Origin of the sequence: Rhizobium sp. PRIMUS64, from assembly GCF_023006465.1 — a bacterium.
GTDB classification, from domain to species: domain Bacteria; phylum Pseudomonadota; class Alphaproteobacteria; order Rhizobiales; family Rhizobiaceae; genus Rhizobium; species Rhizobium leguminosarum.
In genome coordinates this window covers 174,892-191,432 of record NZ_JALBGX010000001.1, presented here as the reverse complement: position 1 = coordinate 191,432, position 16,541 = coordinate 174,892, and the positions used below count along the sequence as shown (strand labels likewise).

Below are 16,541 nucleotides of genomic sequence, written 5' to 3'. Positions count from 1 at the left end.
GAGGTCGGGCCAAAGCGAGCAGATGAAGGCCGCACGATCTCGGCCTAGGATCCATTGCCCGCATTCGCCCCGGGATCCTCAGCACTTTCGCTATTATTTTGAATCCATTCACGGAGGTAGTCACGTGAAGCTGAATAGTCATGACCAGAATGCACCCAAAAATCCGCCCATTCCTCAGAGCGAGGTCGGTGATGTTTTCGACTTCATCGTCTGCGGCGCCGGGTCCAGCGGCTCCGTTGTTGCCGCGCGACTGGCAGAGGATGGAAACGCAAGCGTCCTACTGCTCGAGGCAGGCGGGGACGATGCGGCCGAGACCGTTACAAACCCTGCGCAGTGGCCGCTCAATCTCGGCTCGATCCGGGACTGGGGTTTTGTCGGACAACCGGCACCTGGCCTGGACGGTCGACGTCTTCCTCTCAGCATGGGCAAAGGGCTCGGTGGCGGTTCGAGCATCAATGTCATGGTGTGGGCCAGAGGACACAGGGGAGATTGGGACCACTTTGCCGCTGAAGCCGGCGATGACGCGTGGGGCTATCAGTCAATCCTCGGCTACTATCGCCGGATCGAAGATTGGCAGGGCGCTCCGGACCCAACGCGTCGCGGCGTGGGAGGACCCGCCTACGTAGCGCAGCCGCAGGCGCCCCAACCGATCGCAGAGGCCTTGTTGAGTGCGGCATCCACTATCGGCATTCCCGTCTACGATAGCCCGAACGGTGAGATGATGGAGGGGCCAGGAGGGGCATCGATCGCTGAACTGCGGATCCGGGATGGCAAGCGGGAATCCGTGTTCGGATCCTATGTCCGTCCGCTCATGTCGCGCCCAAACCTGACTGTGCTGACCGACGCACTGGTCACGCGCCTCATCTTCGATGGCAAGCGCGTGACGGGGGTCGAGGTTCTCGTCGATGATCAGCGACGTCAATTCACGGCGCGTTGCGAAACGGTACTGTCGCTAGGCGCGGTCAACACTCCGAAAGTGTTGATGCAGTCGGGCATAGGTCCGGAAGACGAGCTGCAAGCCCATGGCATTCCCGTGGTTCAACACTTACCTGGCGTTGGGCGCAATCATCAGGATCACCTCGCATTCGGCTGCACCTGGGCATATCGAAAATCAGAAGCCGTCGGTGGTAGCGGCTGCGAAGCAAAACTCTACTGGAAAAGCGACTCGCGTCTTGCGCAGCCGGACATTCTTCAGTGCCAGTTGGAGTTCGCTGTGCCGTCGCCGATCGAGACGGGCCTCGAAACGCCGGAACATGGCTGGACGATGTTTAACGGTCTCGCCCAGCCAAAAAGCCGTGGTCGATTGCGGCTCTCCGGCCCCAATACGAATGACCCTATCCTGATCGAACCGAATTCACTCAGCGCGCCGGAAGACATGGCGGCCGCCTTGGCTGCGGTGGACTTGTGTCGCGAACTCGGAAACAGCGATGCTTTCACGCCACTGGTGACAGCCGAGGCGGCTCCGGGCGCGCGCGACAGATCAGGGATGATCGACTTTATCCGGCGTTCGGCGGTCACCTACTGGCATCAGTCCTGCACAGCCAAAATGGGACGTGACAGCAGGTCTGTGGTCGACAGTGAGCTCAAGGTGTACGGTATCGATGGCCTTCGCATCGCATACTCCTCGATCATGCCGCGTATCACCACCGGCAACACCATGGCGCCTTGCGTTGTCATCGGAGAGCGGGCGGCCGATCTGATCCGGAACATGCATGGCCTTACGGACTCGAGCGGAGGGTTCAATCAGCCCATCTGATGAAGAGATTTATGTGGAGATCGGCGGCCAGCATACGTGGGCCGCCGAGCTTTTTGTTCGCCTCGCGCCATATTGGTGCAAGGCGACCAACCTCACGGCACCTGCGCCCCACTCACCGCAACGTACACCGCATAAACCGACCGCGTCGCCGCAATAAACAGCCGGTTGCGTTGGGGGCCGCCGAAGGTGAGGTTGGCGACGGTCTGCGGTACGCGGATCTTGCCGATCAGTTTGCCGGTCGGGTCGAAACAATGGACGCCATCGGCAGCACTCGACCAGAGGTTTCCGTTGACGTCTGTGCGAATGCCGTCCGGAATGCCGTTGTCGATCAGGCAGAAGACGCGGCCGTTCGCGAGCCTTTTGCCGTCGATCACATCGAAAGCGCGGATGTGACGCGGCAGGCTTTCGTCATGGCTGGCGGCCGAGTCCGCCAGGTAGAGGATTGTCTCATCGGGCGAGAAGGCGAGGCCGTTTGGCTGAATGAAATCCGTGACGACAGCCGCAATTTCGCCGGTCGTCGGATCGAGCCGGTAGACGTTGCGGGTCGGCTGCTCCGGCTCGGCGCGATAGCCTTCATAGTCCGACATGATGCCGTAGGTGGGGTCGGTGAACCAGATCGTGCCGTCCGATTTTACCACCACGTCGTTCGGCGAATTGAGCCTGGCGCCCTTGAAACGATCGGCGAGCACGGTGATTGCGCCGTCGACCTCGGTGCGGGTGACGCGGCGCGTCCCATGTTCACAGGATATCAGCCGTCCCTGCCGGTCGCGCGTATGGCCGTTGGTGAAGTTGGAGGGTTGGCGATAGATGGAGACGCCGCTCTCAGGCGTCCATCGCAGCATGCGCTGGTTGGGAATGTCGCTCCACAGCAGCTGGTTCGCGTCGTTGAACCAGACGGGACCCTCCGCCCAGCGGCAGCTTGAATATAGCTCGTCGAGACCGGCGCTGGTCACGATCATCTGCCGGAAGCGCGGGTCGTGGATTTCGTAGATGCTGGCCTCGGCCATGGCGGTCTTTCCGTTTATCGCATGCCGGCCCGGCGGCCGCCGGCGAGCATGATGACGCTGATGATGATGAGGCCGGTCATGATCAGGCGGATGCCCGCGCCGAGCCCGTAGGTGTTGAGCATGGAGACGACCAGGAACATGAAGAGCGATGCGCCCCAGATGCCCGGCACGTTGGAATCACCGCCGGCGACCGCCGTGCCGCCGATGACGACGACGGCGATCGACATCAAGAGATATTCCGAGCCCATGTTGAGCGCGGCGCCGCCGGAAAAGCAGGCGAGCAGATAGCCCGCGACCGATGCGAGCACGGCGCAGAAGAGGTACGTGACGAAACGCGTGCCGTCGACCGGAATGCCGGCCATGCGGGCTGCCGGCATGCTCTGGCCAATCGCCGAGATCCAGCGCCCGTAGATCGTCTTTTCGAGCAAGAACCAGGCCAGCAGCGAGATCAGGAGTGCTGCGATCGCCACATTCGGCACGCCGAGCGTGTGCGACGTGGTGAATTCCGCCAGCACGCTCGGTGGCTTGATGCGCAGTCCCCGGTTCGTCCAGATCGCGGCAGACTGCACGATGAAGCTCATGGACAGTGTGGCGATGATCGGCGGAATGCGCAGCGCCTTGATAAGTGCATAGTTGCCGAGACCGACGACAAGGCCGATGACGATGGCGACGAGAAGGCCGGGCAGGATCATGCCGTTTTCGACATTCATCAGCTTCAGCGCCACCGTGCCGGCAAGCGTCATGGTGGCGGGAACCGAGAGGTCGATGTTGCCGGGGCCGAGCGTGATGACGAACATCTGGCCGATGCCGACGATGACCGAGAAGGCCGCGAAGGTGAGGGCTGCCTGCGACAGGCCGAGGGCGCTGGCGCCGAGCGTCACCATGATCGTCAGGAACCAGACGACAAAGGCGGCAAGCCACGACCAGATCCAGGGTTTGCGTAATAGGCGCAGGAGCGGGGTCATCGGCGTTTCTCCCGCTTCTCCAGGCGGTTCAGCATCAGCCGAAGTGCCAGCACGATGATCAGGATCGCGCCCTGAGCCCCGATCTGCCAGTCCGGCGAGATCCGCAGGAAGGACAAGAACGAGCCGGCGAGCGTCAGCGTCAGCGCGCCGATGACGGCGCCGATCGGGGAGACGCGACCACCGATGAACTCGCCGCCGCCAAGGATCACGCCGGCGATCGACAGCAGCGTGTAGCGCAGTGCGATATTGGCATCGGCCGAGGTGGTCAGTCCGACAAGGGCAATGCCGGCGAGCACAGCAAAGAGGCCGGCAAGCCCATAGGCGGCAGCGCGCGCCGCGACAATCGACCAGCCGGCGCGCTCGACCGAGCGCTGGTTGCCGCCAATGCCGCGCATCAGCACGCCGAGCGAGGAGCGCATGATGAGGAGATGGGCAACCAAGGCGATGACGATGCTGGCGACGATCGCCATCGGCGCCAGCGGCGGCTTGACGGTCATCAGCCAGCGAACCCAGTCGGGCGCCTGCCCGCCCGGCGCCGGCAGCAGCAATACGGCAAGGCCACCCCAGACGAAGCTCATGCCGAGGGTCACGACGATGGAGGGCAGGTCGCGCAGATAGATGACGACGCCAAGCGCCGCATAGGTTGCGATCGCCCCGGCAAGGATCAGCACGCCGGTCACCGGGGCATCCCGCAGAAAGGTTGCGGTGACGCAGGCGACGAAGCTGACGAAAGTGCCCATCGAGAGATCGAGATCGTTGACCGCCATCACGATCATCTGGGCGATCGTCGCCAGCGCGATCGGCACAGCCAGGTTGAACAGCAAGTTGAGCCCGACATAGCTCATGGCGCGCGGCTGCAGCCAGAAGACGGCGGCAAGCAGCAGCGTCAGCGACAAGGCGGGAATGGCAAGACGCATGGCGTCGGACGACAGCCGGACCGTCATGCGGCGACCCCTTCGAAGGAGGCGGCGATGATATTCTTCTCGTTGACGGCGTCGCCGGCGAGTTCGGCCGTGATGCGGCCTTCGCGGAAGACATAGACGCGGTCGCAGAGGCGGACCTCGTCCATTTCGGTCGAGTACCAGATGAAGGTGCGGCCACGCGCCGCTTCCTCGCGGATGATCGCGTAGACCTCCTGCTTGGTGCCGACATCGACGCCGCGCATCGGATCGTCCATCAAGACGACAGGCGCGCGTGTCGCCAGCGCCCGGGCAAAGAGCACCTTCTGCTGGTTGCCGCCGGAAAGCGACAGGATGCGGTTGTCCATATCGGGGGTGCGGATCTCGATCCGCCGCTTCCAGTCGGCGCCTTTCGTCTCCTCTTCGCCCTCGAGGATGAGGCCGCGCCGGGACAGGTCACCGAGCGAGGCGATGGAGAAGTTGCGCAGAATGCTCCACAGCTCGAAGACGCCGTTGAGGCGGCGGTCGCCGGCGACGAAGGTGACGAGCGGATCGCGCTCAGGCAGCCAGTTGCCGGACTGGGCGGCATGCAGGGCGAGCAGGAGCTCGGTCTGCCCATGGCCCGCCAGACCCGCCAGTCCGATGATCTCGCCCTTGCGGGCTGCAAAGGAAAGGCCTTTCGCCTGATGGGAGAGAATGAGCGGGGCGGTGGATTGTTCACGGGCCGAGCGCTGCTTGGTCTCCTCTTTCGCAACGGTGCCCATCGCTTCCACCAGGCCGTGATGGTCGAAGCCCTGCGCCGGGCGCTCGGCGACGACACGGCCATCCTTCATGACGACGATGCGATCGGAGGTTTCGAGGATCTCGTGCAGGATATGCGAGATGAAGATGACGGACCCGCCCGTGGCGATGAAGCGGCGAACATAGTCGAGCATCTGCCGGGCAAGGCTTGCATCGAGCGACGAAGTGGGTTCGTCGAGGATCACCAGACGGGGTGCAATGCCGGCGTCGGAAAAGGCCATTGATATCTCGACCATCTGCCGCTCGGCGATCGAAAGATCGCCGACGGTCCGGCTGCTGTCGATGCCGTGGCCGGGAAAGACGGCATCGAGGCTTTTCTCGATGATCTCTGCGGCGCGCCTGCGCCAGCCGAAGCCGCCGAGATGGCGATGCATGATGCGCGTGTTCTCGACGATCGAAAGGTTGGGGCAGAGCGAAAGCTCCTGGAAGACGCAGCGCACGCCGCGGGCACGCGCCGCGTTGATACCGTAGCGCTCCAGCCGCTCGCCGTCGCTTGCCACACTTCCTTCGTGCGGCGTGAGGCCGCCGTTGATGACGCTGACGATGGTGGACTTGCCGGCTCCATTGTGCCCGACGAGCCCGACGCATTCGCCCGGCATGACGCGGAGGGTCACGCCATCGAGCGCCCTGACCGCGCCGAAGCTCACCTTGGCGCCATCGACGGCGATCACCGCCTTCAAAACCTCATCCATGCTGCCCGCCATGCCTGCTTGCAAAAAATGCCGCGCGGCCATCTGCGGCCGCGCGGCAGTCGCCGGGAGATTTACTTTGCCGACTCGATGACCTTGATTGCGTCTGCCTGCGTGTATTCCACGTTGGCGACGCCGCCGGCCTGGGTATTGGCGAGGTTGGTTTCAAGATTGTCCTGGTCGATGCGCAGGAAGGGCACGACGAGGTCCTTTTTGACTTCCTTGCCGTCGAGGATCTGCTGCGCCACCCAGAAGGCAAGCGTCGAGACGCCGGGCGCGATCGACACCGACATGGTCTCGTAGCCCTTCGCGTCCTTCTGCTCCTTCCACCATTTCAGCTCGTCTTCGCGGTTGCCCATGATGATGATCGGCATCTTCCGATCGGTCGCGGCAATCGCCTGTGCGGCGCCATAGCCGTCGCCGCCCTGCGTTACCACGCCGGCGATGTCGGGCAGGCTCGGCAGAATGCCGGCAACAGCCTTCTGCGCCACGTCCTGCGCCCAGTCGCCGTGAACGGAGCCGACAATCTTGAACTGCGGGAACTGCTTGACGCCGTCGTGGATACCGGCCGAGATCTCGTCGTCGACGAAGACACCGGCAAGGCCGCGGATCTCGAGCAGGTTGCCACCGTCCGGGATCTTCTTCGACAGGTACTCGACTTCGCTGCGGCCCATTTCCTTGAAGTTGACGGCGATGCGCCAGGCGCAGGGTTCGGTGACGATGCCGTCGAAGGAAACGACGGTGATGCCGGCGTCGCAGGCTTCCTTGACCGCACCATTCAGCGCCGTCGGCGAGGCGGCGTTGAGCACGATGGCGTCATAGCCCTGCAGGATCATGTTCTGGATCTGAGCGGCCTGTTCCGTCGCCTGGTTCTCAGCAGTGGTGAAAGGGTCGGCTGCGGCAACGGTGCCAGCCTTCACGGCTTCACCCGTCACCTTGCCCCAGCTCGTCAGCATGGCCTGGCGCCACGAGTTGCCGGCATAGTTGTTGGAAAGAGCGATCTTCTTGGCCGACGTATCGGCAAAGGCGGAAACGGGCATCGCGGCGCAAGCAATAGCGGCCGATGCCAGAAGCATCTTACGGATTGTCATGTCTTCCTCCCTGATGATCGCGCTGGTCGGCGGATCGCTTCACTCCTGCCGGCCCAAGTGGGTCCGAGTGAAAATTGTTCTTGCACTGAGCTTCCTCCTCTCAGTAAGGGCAGGATGCGGGAGATCGATCGGCCTGTACAGGGGCAAGGCGGCAAGTCGTTTGCGGGATTTGCGCAACAAGCTGCGGGTTTACGCAAGACGGCGACGCGTCCGCGGGCGCTTACTGGGAAGGAGACGCTGCGGGTTGAGGAGCCTGCTGCGGCCTCGGGGAGGAACTGACGATGCTGCATCTCGTACCCGCAGCCATGTTCGACCACTATCTCGGCATTTCCCGGCTGCTCGCGGGCCAGCTCGACTTCCGCTCGGCTATCCGTTCCGTTGCGGCCGAGGTCGCCCATATCATCCCGCACGACCATCTCGATGTTTGCGTGCTGCTTGAGGGCGGCAACTACCACACGGCCTATGAGACGGGCATCGAGACCGCCTGGGGCGGCCTTGCCGGTGCGCCTGTTGTCAACAGCCCCATCCGCTCGCTGCTCTGGGGCGAGGTGGATTTTCTGCTGGCGGACGACGCCATGACCGACCCGCGTTTCCACTTCGAGGGCGCGTTCAAGCGGCCGATCGTCGAACAGTCGCTGAGGAGCCGCTTGCATGTGCCCATGAAGGTGCAGGGCACGATCATCGCGGCGCTCTCCTGTTCGTCGCACAGGGCGGGTGTCTATACGATGGAGGATATCGAACGCGCCCGTATTATCGCCGACCTGCTGACGCCCTATTTCTTCGCGCTGCAAGCGGCTGAGCAGGCGCAACGCTCGGCCATTGTCGAGGCAGAAGCCCGCGCCCGCGAGGAGGGCTTGCGGCAAGGTGCGCTGAAGCTTACCGAAGCCCTGGAGCAGGAACGCCAGCGCATCGGCATGGACTTGCACGACCAGACGCTCGCCGACCTGACGCGGCTCGCCCGCCGGATCGATCGGCTGTCGCGCAACGGAGAGGTGGCGCCCGAGGCGCTGGAGCCGATCTCCCGTTCCCTGCAGCATTGCATGCAGGATCTGCGGCAGATCATCGAACAGGCAAAACCCTCGGTGCTCCAGCTCTTCGGCCTCGCCCAGGCGATCGAGCATCATCTGGACCGATCGACCCGCGACAGCGGATCGGGGATCGAATGGGGCCTTGTCGACGAAACGCACGGCGCACTGGAGCGACTGGAACCGACCGTCAGCGTCGCGCTGTTCCGGATCGCGCAGGAGGCGATCAACAATGCGGTGCGCCATGCCGCCCCGCTCGCCGTCACCGTGCGGCTCGAGGCCGATGACGACCGGCTATCGATCGAAATCTCCGACGACGGAACCGGCCTCACCAAAGCGCGGGGACGGATCGGCGGTGGCATCGACAATATGAAGACCCGTGCGCGGCTGATTTCGGCGCGGTTCACGACCGGGCCGGGCCACAACAATCGCGGGACTGCGGTGCGCGTCGTGCTGCCACTCGTACCGCACGACCCGGCAATCGGGCCAAACTGAGGAGGAGGGCACCATGAAGGTTCTGATCGTCGAGGACGACCCGCTGCACCGGTCCTATCTGCACGAGGCGGTCAACGCAGCTCTGCCGGAATGCGACACGGTGATCGAGGCGGAGAACGGAACCGTCGGCGAGAAGCTCGCCCGCGACCACAAGTCGGCGCATATCGTCATGGACCTGCAGATGGCGAACCGCAACGGTATCGAGGCGGCGCGCACCATCTGGAAGGAGCGGCCGGAAACGCGCATCCTGTTCTGGTCGAATTACTCGGATGAGGCCTATGTGCGTGGCGTCTCCCGCATCGTGCCGGATGGCGCCGCTTATGGCTATGTGCTGAAATCCGCCTCCGACGAGCGGCTGAAGCTTGCGCTGCGCTCGATCTTCATCGAGAGCCAGTGCGTCATCGACCGCGAGGTGCGGGGCCTGCAGCAGAAGAGCCTCGGCCAGACGAACGGCTTCACCGATTCTGAATACGAGATCCTCGTCGATATCGCGCTCGGCCTCACCGACCGGGCCATCGCCAAACGTCGGGGCCTGTCGCTGCGCAGCGTGCAGAACCGTCTGCAGCAGCTTTACGATAAGCTCGACGTCTACCAGAGCGCCGGTGACGACCACGAGGACGGCCGCTTCAATCTGCGCGCCCGCGCCGTCACCGTCGCTTTCCTGCGCAAACTCCTGAATTACAGCGCTCTGGAGCGGGCGGAGGCAGAGCTGCAGGAATGGCTTGAGGGAAAGTAGTTTCCGGACTTGCGTGGAATGACTGGGGATCAGAGACGTGGGCTGCGGCCACTGCCTTTCACGGCGCGTGAGCCAGCGCGATTGCATCGGCAGCTTCCTCGCAGCGATCGCTGAGTGTGCTCGTCGCCACTCGAATATGACTGCTTGGCAAGACGGAGAATTTGTTGCCCGGGTTGACGGCGATATTGCGTGCGGCGAGCGTCACCATCGCGAATGGTTCGGAGACGACGGGCACCCAGAGGCACAGGCCCTGGCCTGGCGGTATCGGTATTCCCCGTTCGCTGAGCGCTTCGGCAAGAGCGTCGCGCCTCTGCTGATAGATCTCGCGCGCCTCGCCGATAAGCTGCCAGGTTGCCGGATCGCGCAATAACCAGGCGGCGGCACTTTGCAGGATACGGCTGGTCCAGCCGGCACTGAAGGAGCGGTAAGACTGGATCTGGTCGACGATAGGCGCGGAACTCGACAGGACCGCGAGACGCAGATCCGGGCCGAGGCTTTTCGAGAGTGACAGGATATGGATCGTCCGCTCCGCAAATCGGCCACCGAGCGACTGCGGAGGTGCCGCCGACACGTCGCCGACGCCATCGTCCTCGATGACAAGCGTATCGCTGTCTTCCAGCACATCTCCGAGCTGATCGAGGCGGGATGAACTGACCGTAACGCCGGTCACGGAATGCAACCGCGGCTGGAACAGGAAGGCCGCGGGACGTTGCCGCAAAGCTTCGCGCAGCGAATCCGGCAGGGGGCCTTCGCCGTCGCAGGCGACAGGAATGATTTTCACGCCGAGATCTTCCAGAATATCGAGCAGTCGCATGGCGGTCGGATGTTCGATCGCGACCGCCGAGCCCGAGGAGACCAGCGCATGCAATATCGTATAGACGGCGTTGTAACCGCCATTGGTGGCCAGAAAGGCTTCCGCCTCATAGGGCCATCGCTCTGAAACGGCGTCCTTCAACTCAGGTACGATCCGGCTCCGCTCATAGCTGTTGAGATCGTCGACGGACGCGCCATAGGCCATTGCTTCGGCCAGGCGGGGAAGAAGTGCTGCATCCGGCCCGGCTAAGGTAAGGTCGAGCACACCTTCCCTATAGTTTCCCGAGCTGGCGAGGCGTTCCGGCTTGGCGACAAAGCGGTCGCCGCTGACCCAGGTGCCGTTGCGCCCCCGGCCGCTGATGATCTTCTGCCGCCGCAATTCGCTCCAAGCTTCGGAGATCGTCGCCGGACTGACATGCAATTCGTAGGCGATATCGCGGATCGCCGGCAGGCGCGTGCCGATGGGCAGGACACCGGCACGGATCAGCGCGCTTGTTTCGAGAGCGATCCCCCTGATGCTGCGATCGGCTATTTTTTCGGCAAACCAGGAGGCTTCGACCGCGTCGCCCATTTTTTTCTCACTTTAAATGTTCAATAACGTAATAACATTTGTGCTCGTTATTTTGAACATTTAATTTGCCCCTCGTCGAGCCATTTCAGTGAGTTTTTTGCATGCCTGTAACGCTTCGCATCGCCCTTAGAGACTGGGATTACATGACACCGCTGGTGCTCGGTGACGTCAGTTCTTCCCGTCTCCATATCAAAGTGGATCGTGTAGGCACGCTGGTCTCCAGCCTCGCCGATGACGCGGCGCATGACGCCGCGGAAATGTCCTTCAGCCGCTATTCGCAGATGCGTCATGATGGCGATGATCGGATCGTCGGCATGCCGAACTTCATCATGCGCGGCTTCCGCCATCGCTGCATTATCACCACCAAGGATAGTCCTTTCCGCACGCTGTCCGATCTCGGCGGCAAGAAGATCGGCGTAACCGGCTGGCGCGATTCCGGAAATACCTGGACCCGTGCTGCGTTGCGCCGGGAGGGCGTCGGCGTTGAGGATGCCATGTGGTATGCCGGGCGCCTGACGGAAGCTCACCCGATCGTCGACCGGCTCGATGGCTTTGGACGGCCTGGCCGCATCGAGGCTGTCCCCGGCGAGCGTCCGATGGTCGATCTTTTGCTGGATCGCGGGCTCGACGCCGTGTTCACGCCTTTCATGCCGAAGGGTTTCTTCGATCAGGAATCGCCCCTGCGACAGGTGCTGGATGATTTCCGCGCCGCTGAAGTCGCTTACCTCAATGAGGTCGGCTATATCCCGGGCATGCATCTGATCGGCTTCAAGGCTGATATCGTCCGGGAGCATCCCTGGATCATGGATGAACTCAGCGAGTTGATCGACGAGTCCCAGCGTCTGTGGCTGGAAAAGCGTGAGAAATACGCCGACACAACACCGTGGATGATCGACGAACTGCGCCGCTGCGCGGCCGATCTGCCGCCGACCTGGAGGGCCAGCGGGCTTGCCGAGAACGAGGCAATGATCGCCGACTTTGCCGAGGAACTTTACGAACAGAAGATCATGCCGCGCCTTTTGACACCCGCCGAGCTGTTTCCGTGGCACGCCAAGGCCCGGTGAAACTCTTCGCGTCATGTTGAACTACCATTTTCGCAAAACCAAAAAGGGGAATGACATGCATTCGAAACTGATCGCTTCCGCCGCCCTGCTGGGCCTGATGATGACGACGTCGGTGTTCGCTGAGGAGGCGGCCGTACCAAAACAGACCGTCAACGACGCGCTTCACGCCCGCCTGCCGGAGAAGATCCGCACGGACGGCAAGATGATCTCCGTCAACAATGGTTCCTTTCCTCCCTATGAGATCGTCACCGGCACGAAATTGACGGGCGCCAGCGCCGATCTGACCGATGCAATCGGCCAGATGCTCGGCGTTACGATCGAGCACGAAACCGTCAGCGGACTGACCGCATTGCTCGCCGGCATCAATTCCGGCCGATACCAGTTCGCCTTCGGCCCGATCGGTGACTTCAAAACCCGTGAAGAGGCCAATGATTTCATCGACTGGGTTCAGGAATACGTGGTCTTTTCCGTTCAGAAGGGCAATCCGAAGGCCATCGATTCGCTAGATAGCGCCTGCGGCAATCGCATTGCAGTCATGGCCGGCGGCTCCGCCGAAAAGGTGATCCAGGCCCAGGTCGAAAAGTGCAAGGCGGGTGGCAAGCCCGCGCCCGAAGTGCAGTCCTACACCGACCAGCCGAGCTCGATCCTGGCAGTCCGCTCCAAACGCGCCGATGCCTTCTTCTCCTCGCAGGCACCGTTGACATATTTCGTGTCTCAGGCAAACGGCCAGCTGGAACTGAGCGGCGTTGGCCAGAAGAATGGCTTTGACGATCTCTACCAGGGCGCCGTCGTGCCGAAAGGTTCCCCGCTCGGCCCCGTTCTGCTCGACTCGATCAAGGCGTTGATGGATAACGGGACCTATGCCGCCATCATGAAGAAGTGGGGTCTTGAGAACAACATGATCAAGCAGCCCGGCCTCAATCTTGGCGGAAACCTGCCGAAATGAGCGATCACCATTCGATTGGCGCACCGCCTTTGGGCGGTGCGGACTTCCGCGATGTTGCCCACGCCCACAAGCCCTTTCAAACGGGCAGGCTCATCCTATGGGTGGTCGTGCTCCTGATTGCCGCGAACTTCTTGTGGATCGTCGCTCATAACGAGAATTTTGGCTGGCCTGTCGTCGCGGCCTATTTCTTCGATCCGACTGTCATCAGTGGCCTTTACGTCAGCCTGGGCCTGACGGTGGTCGCTATGGCCATCGGTATCGTTCTCGGCCTCGGACTGGCGATCGCCCGGCTGTCTAATGACCGGCTCGCCCGTTCACTGGCATCGCTGTTCATCTGGTTCTTTCGCGGCACGCCGCTCTTGGTGCAGCTGATCTTCTGGTACAATCTCTCGACCCTTTTTCCCGAACTTTCGCTCGCCATTCCGTTTGGTCCGGCGCTCGCAAGCTGGGAGACCAATTCGGTGATCACGCCGATGACGGCGGCGATCGTCGGCCTTGCCTTGAACGAAGCGGCCTACATGGCCGAAATCATTCGCGGCGGGCTGCTCTCGGTCGATCGCGGCCAGTTCGAGACGGCGGAAGCCTTCGGCATGACCAAGGCGAGGGCGCTGTGGCGGATCATCATTCCGCAGGCGATGCGCTCGATCGTGCCGCCGACGGGCAACCAGCTGATCAGCATGATCAAGGCAACGTCGCTCGTCAGCGTCATCGCCATGGCCGATTTGCTCTATTCCGTCCAGTCGATCTACAATCGCACCTTCGAGATCGTGCCGATGCTGCTGGTTGCCGTCCTCTGGTACCTCTTCATCACCTCGATCCTCAATCTCGGCCAGAGCTATATCGAAGCCTATTACGGGCGCAGCGAACGTCGCAACAACGCCGCTGCCGCCAAATCCGAGACCCTTGCCGAGGAGGCAAGCCATTGACCGGTGCCGAAATTGCAAAACCTCTCGTCAGAGCCCGCAACGTCCACAAATCTTTCGACCGGCTCGAAGTGCTAAAGGGGATCGACCTCGACGTCATGCCGGGTGAAGTCGTCGTGGTGCTTGGCCCGTCCGGCTCGGGAAAATCGACCTTCCTGCGCTGCATCAACCATCTCGAAGCGATCAATAAGGGGTTCATCGAAGTCGATGGCGAACAGATCGGCTATCGCCTTCGTAAAAACCGGCTGGAAAAGCTGTCCAGCAACGGGATCGCCAGCCAGCGGCGCAAGATCGGCATGGTGTTCCAGCAGTTCAATCTCTATCCGCATATGACGGTGCTGCAGAACATCATCGAAGCTCCGATCGGTGTGCACGGAGAAAGCCGCAAGGCCGCAACCGAGAACGCCATGCGGCTTTTGGAGCGGGTCGGCCTGTCGGAAAAGGCGGGTAGCTATCCCCGGCAACTCTCCGGCGGTCAGCAGCAGCGCGTTGCCATCGCCCGCGCCCTTGCGATCAAGCCGAAGCTGATGCTGTTCGATGAGCCCACCTCTGCGCTCGACCCGGAACTGGTCGGCGAAGTTCTCTCCACCATGCGCGATCTCGCCAAACAGGGCCTGACGATGATCGTCGTGACCCACGAGATCGGTTTCGCCCGTGAGGCGGCCGATCGGGTGGTGTTCATGGATGGCGGCAATGTCGTTGAAATGGGCAAGCCCGAGGATGTCATCGGCAATCCGCAACATCCCCGAACCCAGGCTTTCCTCGCCCGTTTTCTCTGACTGGTGTCACCTCGCTGCTTCGGCCCTCGGGTCGGAACAATCGTCCTTTTCGACCAATACTGGATGTTTTCATGCCCACGCTCGACAATGCCTATGCCCGCCTTTCCGACTTCGAAGCCATGGAGGGGGAGCTGAAGGCGACCCGCCAGTATCTGCATGCCCATCCGGAACTCTCCTTTGAAGAAGCGGAAACGGCACGTTACGTCGCGGAAAAGCTGGAAGGCTGGGGCTACGACGTGACCCGCAATGTCGGTGGCCATGGGGTTGTTGCGCGGCTCAGCGCCGGCAAGGGTGGCAAGGGCATCGCCATCCGCGCCGATATGGATGCGCTGCCGATCGTCGAGGAAACCGGGCTTGCCTATGCCAGCGGCACCCCCGGCAAGATGCATGCCTGCGGCCATGACGGCCACACCACCGTGCTGCTCGGCGCCGCCGAATATCTCGCCCGAACCCGCCGCTTCAACGGCACGGTGACGCTGATCTTCCAGCCGGCGGAAGAGGCGGGCAAGAATAGCGGCGCCCAGGCGATGATCGCCGACGGCCTGTTCGAGCGATTTTCGTTCGACGCAATCTTTGGCCTCCACAACCACCCCGGCGCTCCCGAAGGCACCATCCTGCTGCGATCCGGCCCGATGATGGCGGCGTCGGATACCGTCGAGATTACCATCAAGGGCAAAGGCGGCCATGCGTCGCGGCCGCACCTGACCATCGATCCCGTGGTCGTGGCGTGCAACCTCGTCGTCTCGCTGCAGACGATCATCTCGCGCAACCTCGATCCGACCCAGACAGCGGTCATCACCGTCGGCACGATCCATGCCGGCGACGCCGTCAACGTCATTCCGGAATATGCCAAGCTCGCATTGAGCGTGCGCTCCTTCGAGCCTGGCATTCGCGATCTCCTGCAGGAACGCATCACGAAGCTAGCCCGCGCGGTGGCCGAGGGTCACAATGCTTCGATCGAGATCGACTACGATCGCGGCAATCCTGTCGTCGTCAACTCCCCTGCCGAGACGGATTTTGCCCGCATCGTTGCGGCAGAACTGATCGGCGAAGACAAGGTCGCGACGTGCCCGCTCATTCCCGGCAGCGAAGATTTTTCGCACTTTCTCGAGCACAAGCCGGGCAGCTTCCTGCGCCTCGGCAACGGCATGAATTCCGCCATCCTGCATAGCCCCAAATATGACTTCGCCGATGCCAGCCTGACGGTAGGTGCGGCCATGTGGGCTAGGCTCGCGGAGCGCTACCTGCAGGACGACGCCTGAAGTCCCGATCGCCGGGCTTGACCGGGTCGCATTTGAGCTTGCACTTTCTGTAGCGCAAAAGGATTTTGTAGCCCCTTTTCAAGCGAGAAGATCACTTCAAGATCTCTCGCCGCAATTCAGGATGGGCAGCATGACTGCCAACTATACCGACGCCGGCCTCAACTTGTCTTACGATCTCGAATTTTACGCACTGATGGCGGAAAGCTTCGAACGAAGCGTAGGACGCAGCCTGACGCCCAAGGGCCAGGGTGCCGAATGGCTTTACGAGCAGTCGCCGGCGGTTGTCCTTGCCCACAACACTGACGCCGATCCGCGCTTCATCTACGCAAACCGCGCTGCTCAGGCCTGCTTTGAATATTCGTGGGACGAGTTCATCACTTTGCCATCGCGTCTTTCGGCGGAGGCACCCGATCGCGCGGAACGTGACAGGTTGTTGAATGCCGTAGCGGCCAACGGCTTTATCGCCGACTACCGCGGACTTCGCATCGCCAAGTCAGGACGGCGTTTCTATATCGAGAAAGCCATCGTCTGGGATCTCGTCGACCGCAGCGGACACCGTCGTGGTCAGGCTGCGACATTCGACTCCTGGCAAGACGTGCAGGCGGATTGAGCGCCGGCTGCGGAGACGCCGACCACGCGCCGGATATGTTTCCGCGGCTTTGCAAACCATCGTTTGCCACTTGGTTGCCAAAAAACCATGATTGCGTCACATAGATCGC

General features: G+C 62.2%; 15 protein-coding genes. 9 read left to right on the top strand and 6 right to left on the bottom strand.

The features are described 5' to 3' along the window. The first annotated feature begins 124 nt into the window (after positions 1-124). Positions 125-1,756: a GMC family oxidoreductase gene (locus MOV76_RS00885; protein WP_247263590.1), complete on the top strand. Its 1,632-nt coding sequence runs from the start codon at positions 125-127 to the stop codon at positions 1,754-1,756. A 92-nt stretch (positions 1,757-1,848) separates the two neighbouring features. On the opposite strand, the gene MOV76_RS00880 is transcribed toward MOV76_RS00885, so the two are convergent. From MOV76_RS00880 to MOV76_RS00860, 5 genes are all read right to left on the bottom strand, one after another. Beyond that, a complete protein-coding gene (locus MOV76_RS00880) occupies positions 1,849-2,763 on the bottom strand; it encodes an SMP-30/gluconolactonase/LRE family protein (RefSeq protein WP_247263589.1) in 915 nt (304 codons plus the stop codon). A 14-nt stretch (positions 2,764-2,777) separates the two neighbouring features. Then, positions 2,778-3,728: an ABC transporter permease gene (locus MOV76_RS00875; protein WP_247263588.1), complete on the bottom strand. Its 951-nt coding sequence runs from the start codon at positions 3,726-3,728 to the stop codon at positions 2,778-2,780. Then, entirely contained in the window at positions 3,725-4,672 is a 948-nt protein-coding gene (locus MOV76_RS00870) for an ABC transporter permease (protein ID WP_210069275.1), read from the bottom strand. The genes MOV76_RS00875 and MOV76_RS00870 overlap by 4 nt, the downstream gene beginning before the upstream one ends. Further along, on the bottom strand, positions 4,669-6,120 hold the full coding sequence (locus tag MOV76_RS00865) for a sugar ABC transporter ATP-binding protein (protein ID WP_247263587.1): 1,452 nt from the start codon (positions 6,118-6,120) through the stop codon (positions 4,669-4,671). Before MOV76_RS00865 ends, MOV76_RS00870 begins: the two co-directional genes overlap by 4 nt. Before the next feature lie 71 nt (positions 6,121-6,191). Beyond that, positions 6,192-7,208, bottom strand: coding sequence for an ABC transporter substrate-binding protein (locus tag MOV76_RS00860; protein WP_018245596.1), 1,017 nt, complete (start codon positions 7,206-7,208; stop codon positions 6,192-6,194). 281 nt (positions 7,209-7,489) lie between these two features. Between MOV76_RS00860 and MOV76_RS00855 the strand changes: the two genes are divergently transcribed. Next, the gene (locus MOV76_RS00855; protein ID WP_018245597.1) at positions 7,490-8,728 is read left to right on the top strand and encodes a sensor histidine kinase; all 1,239 of its coding nucleotides are present in this window, start codon (positions 7,490-7,492) and stop codon (positions 8,726-8,728) included. A gap of 13 nt (positions 8,729-8,741) precedes the next feature. Next, positions 8,742-9,464 (top strand): response regulator transcription factor, encoded by a 723-nt coding sequence (locus MOV76_RS00850; RefSeq protein ID WP_003562390.1) that lies wholly within the window; start codon positions 8,742-8,744, stop codon positions 9,462-9,464. Positions 9,465-9,522: 58 nt separating this feature from the next. Here MOV76_RS00850 and MOV76_RS00845 read toward each other — a convergent pair whose 3' ends face one another. Continuing rightward, positions 9,523-10,848: a PLP-dependent aminotransferase family protein gene (locus tag MOV76_RS00845; protein WP_026188691.1), complete on the bottom strand. Its 1,326-nt coding sequence runs from the start codon at positions 10,846-10,848 to the stop codon at positions 9,523-9,525. Positions 10,849-10,949: 101 nt separating this feature from the next. Between MOV76_RS00845 and MOV76_RS00840 the strand changes: the two genes are divergently transcribed. From MOV76_RS00840 to MOV76_RS00815, 6 genes are all read left to right on the top strand, one after another. After that, complete coding sequence (locus tag MOV76_RS00840; protein WP_247263586.1) at positions 10,950-11,912, top strand: nitrate ABC transporter substrate-binding protein; 963 nt, start codon at positions 10,950-10,952, stop codon at positions 11,910-11,912. 55 nt (positions 11,913-11,967) lie between these two features. Next, complete coding sequence (locus MOV76_RS00835; RefSeq protein WP_026188692.1) at positions 11,968-12,858, top strand: ABC transporter substrate-binding protein; 891 nt, start codon at positions 11,968-11,970, stop codon at positions 12,856-12,858. Further along, positions 12,855-13,784 carry an amino acid ABC transporter permease gene (locus MOV76_RS00830; RefSeq protein WP_018245601.1) on the top strand — a complete coding sequence of 310 codons (930 nt, stop codon included), beginning with the start codon at positions 12,855-12,857 and terminating at the stop codon, positions 13,782-13,784. Before MOV76_RS00835 ends, MOV76_RS00830 begins: the two co-directional genes overlap by 4 nt. Then, positions 13,781-14,560 carry an amino acid ABC transporter ATP-binding protein gene (locus MOV76_RS00825; RefSeq protein ID WP_018245602.1) on the top strand — a complete coding sequence of 260 codons (780 nt, stop codon included), beginning with the start codon at positions 13,781-13,783 and terminating at the stop codon, positions 14,558-14,560. Before MOV76_RS00830 ends, MOV76_RS00825 begins: the two co-directional genes overlap by 4 nt. Before the next feature lie 71 nt (positions 14,561-14,631). After that, entirely contained in the window at positions 14,632-15,822 is a 1,191-nt protein-coding gene (locus MOV76_RS00820; RefSeq protein WP_018516795.1) for a M20 aminoacylase family protein, read from the top strand. 130 nt (positions 15,823-15,952) lie between these two features. Further along, positions 15,953-16,432 (top strand): MEKHLA domain-containing protein, encoded by a 480-nt coding sequence (locus MOV76_RS00815; RefSeq protein WP_165403373.1) that lies wholly within the window; start codon positions 15,953-15,955, stop codon positions 16,430-16,432. The last annotated feature ends 109 nt before the right edge of the window (positions 16,433-16,541 follow it).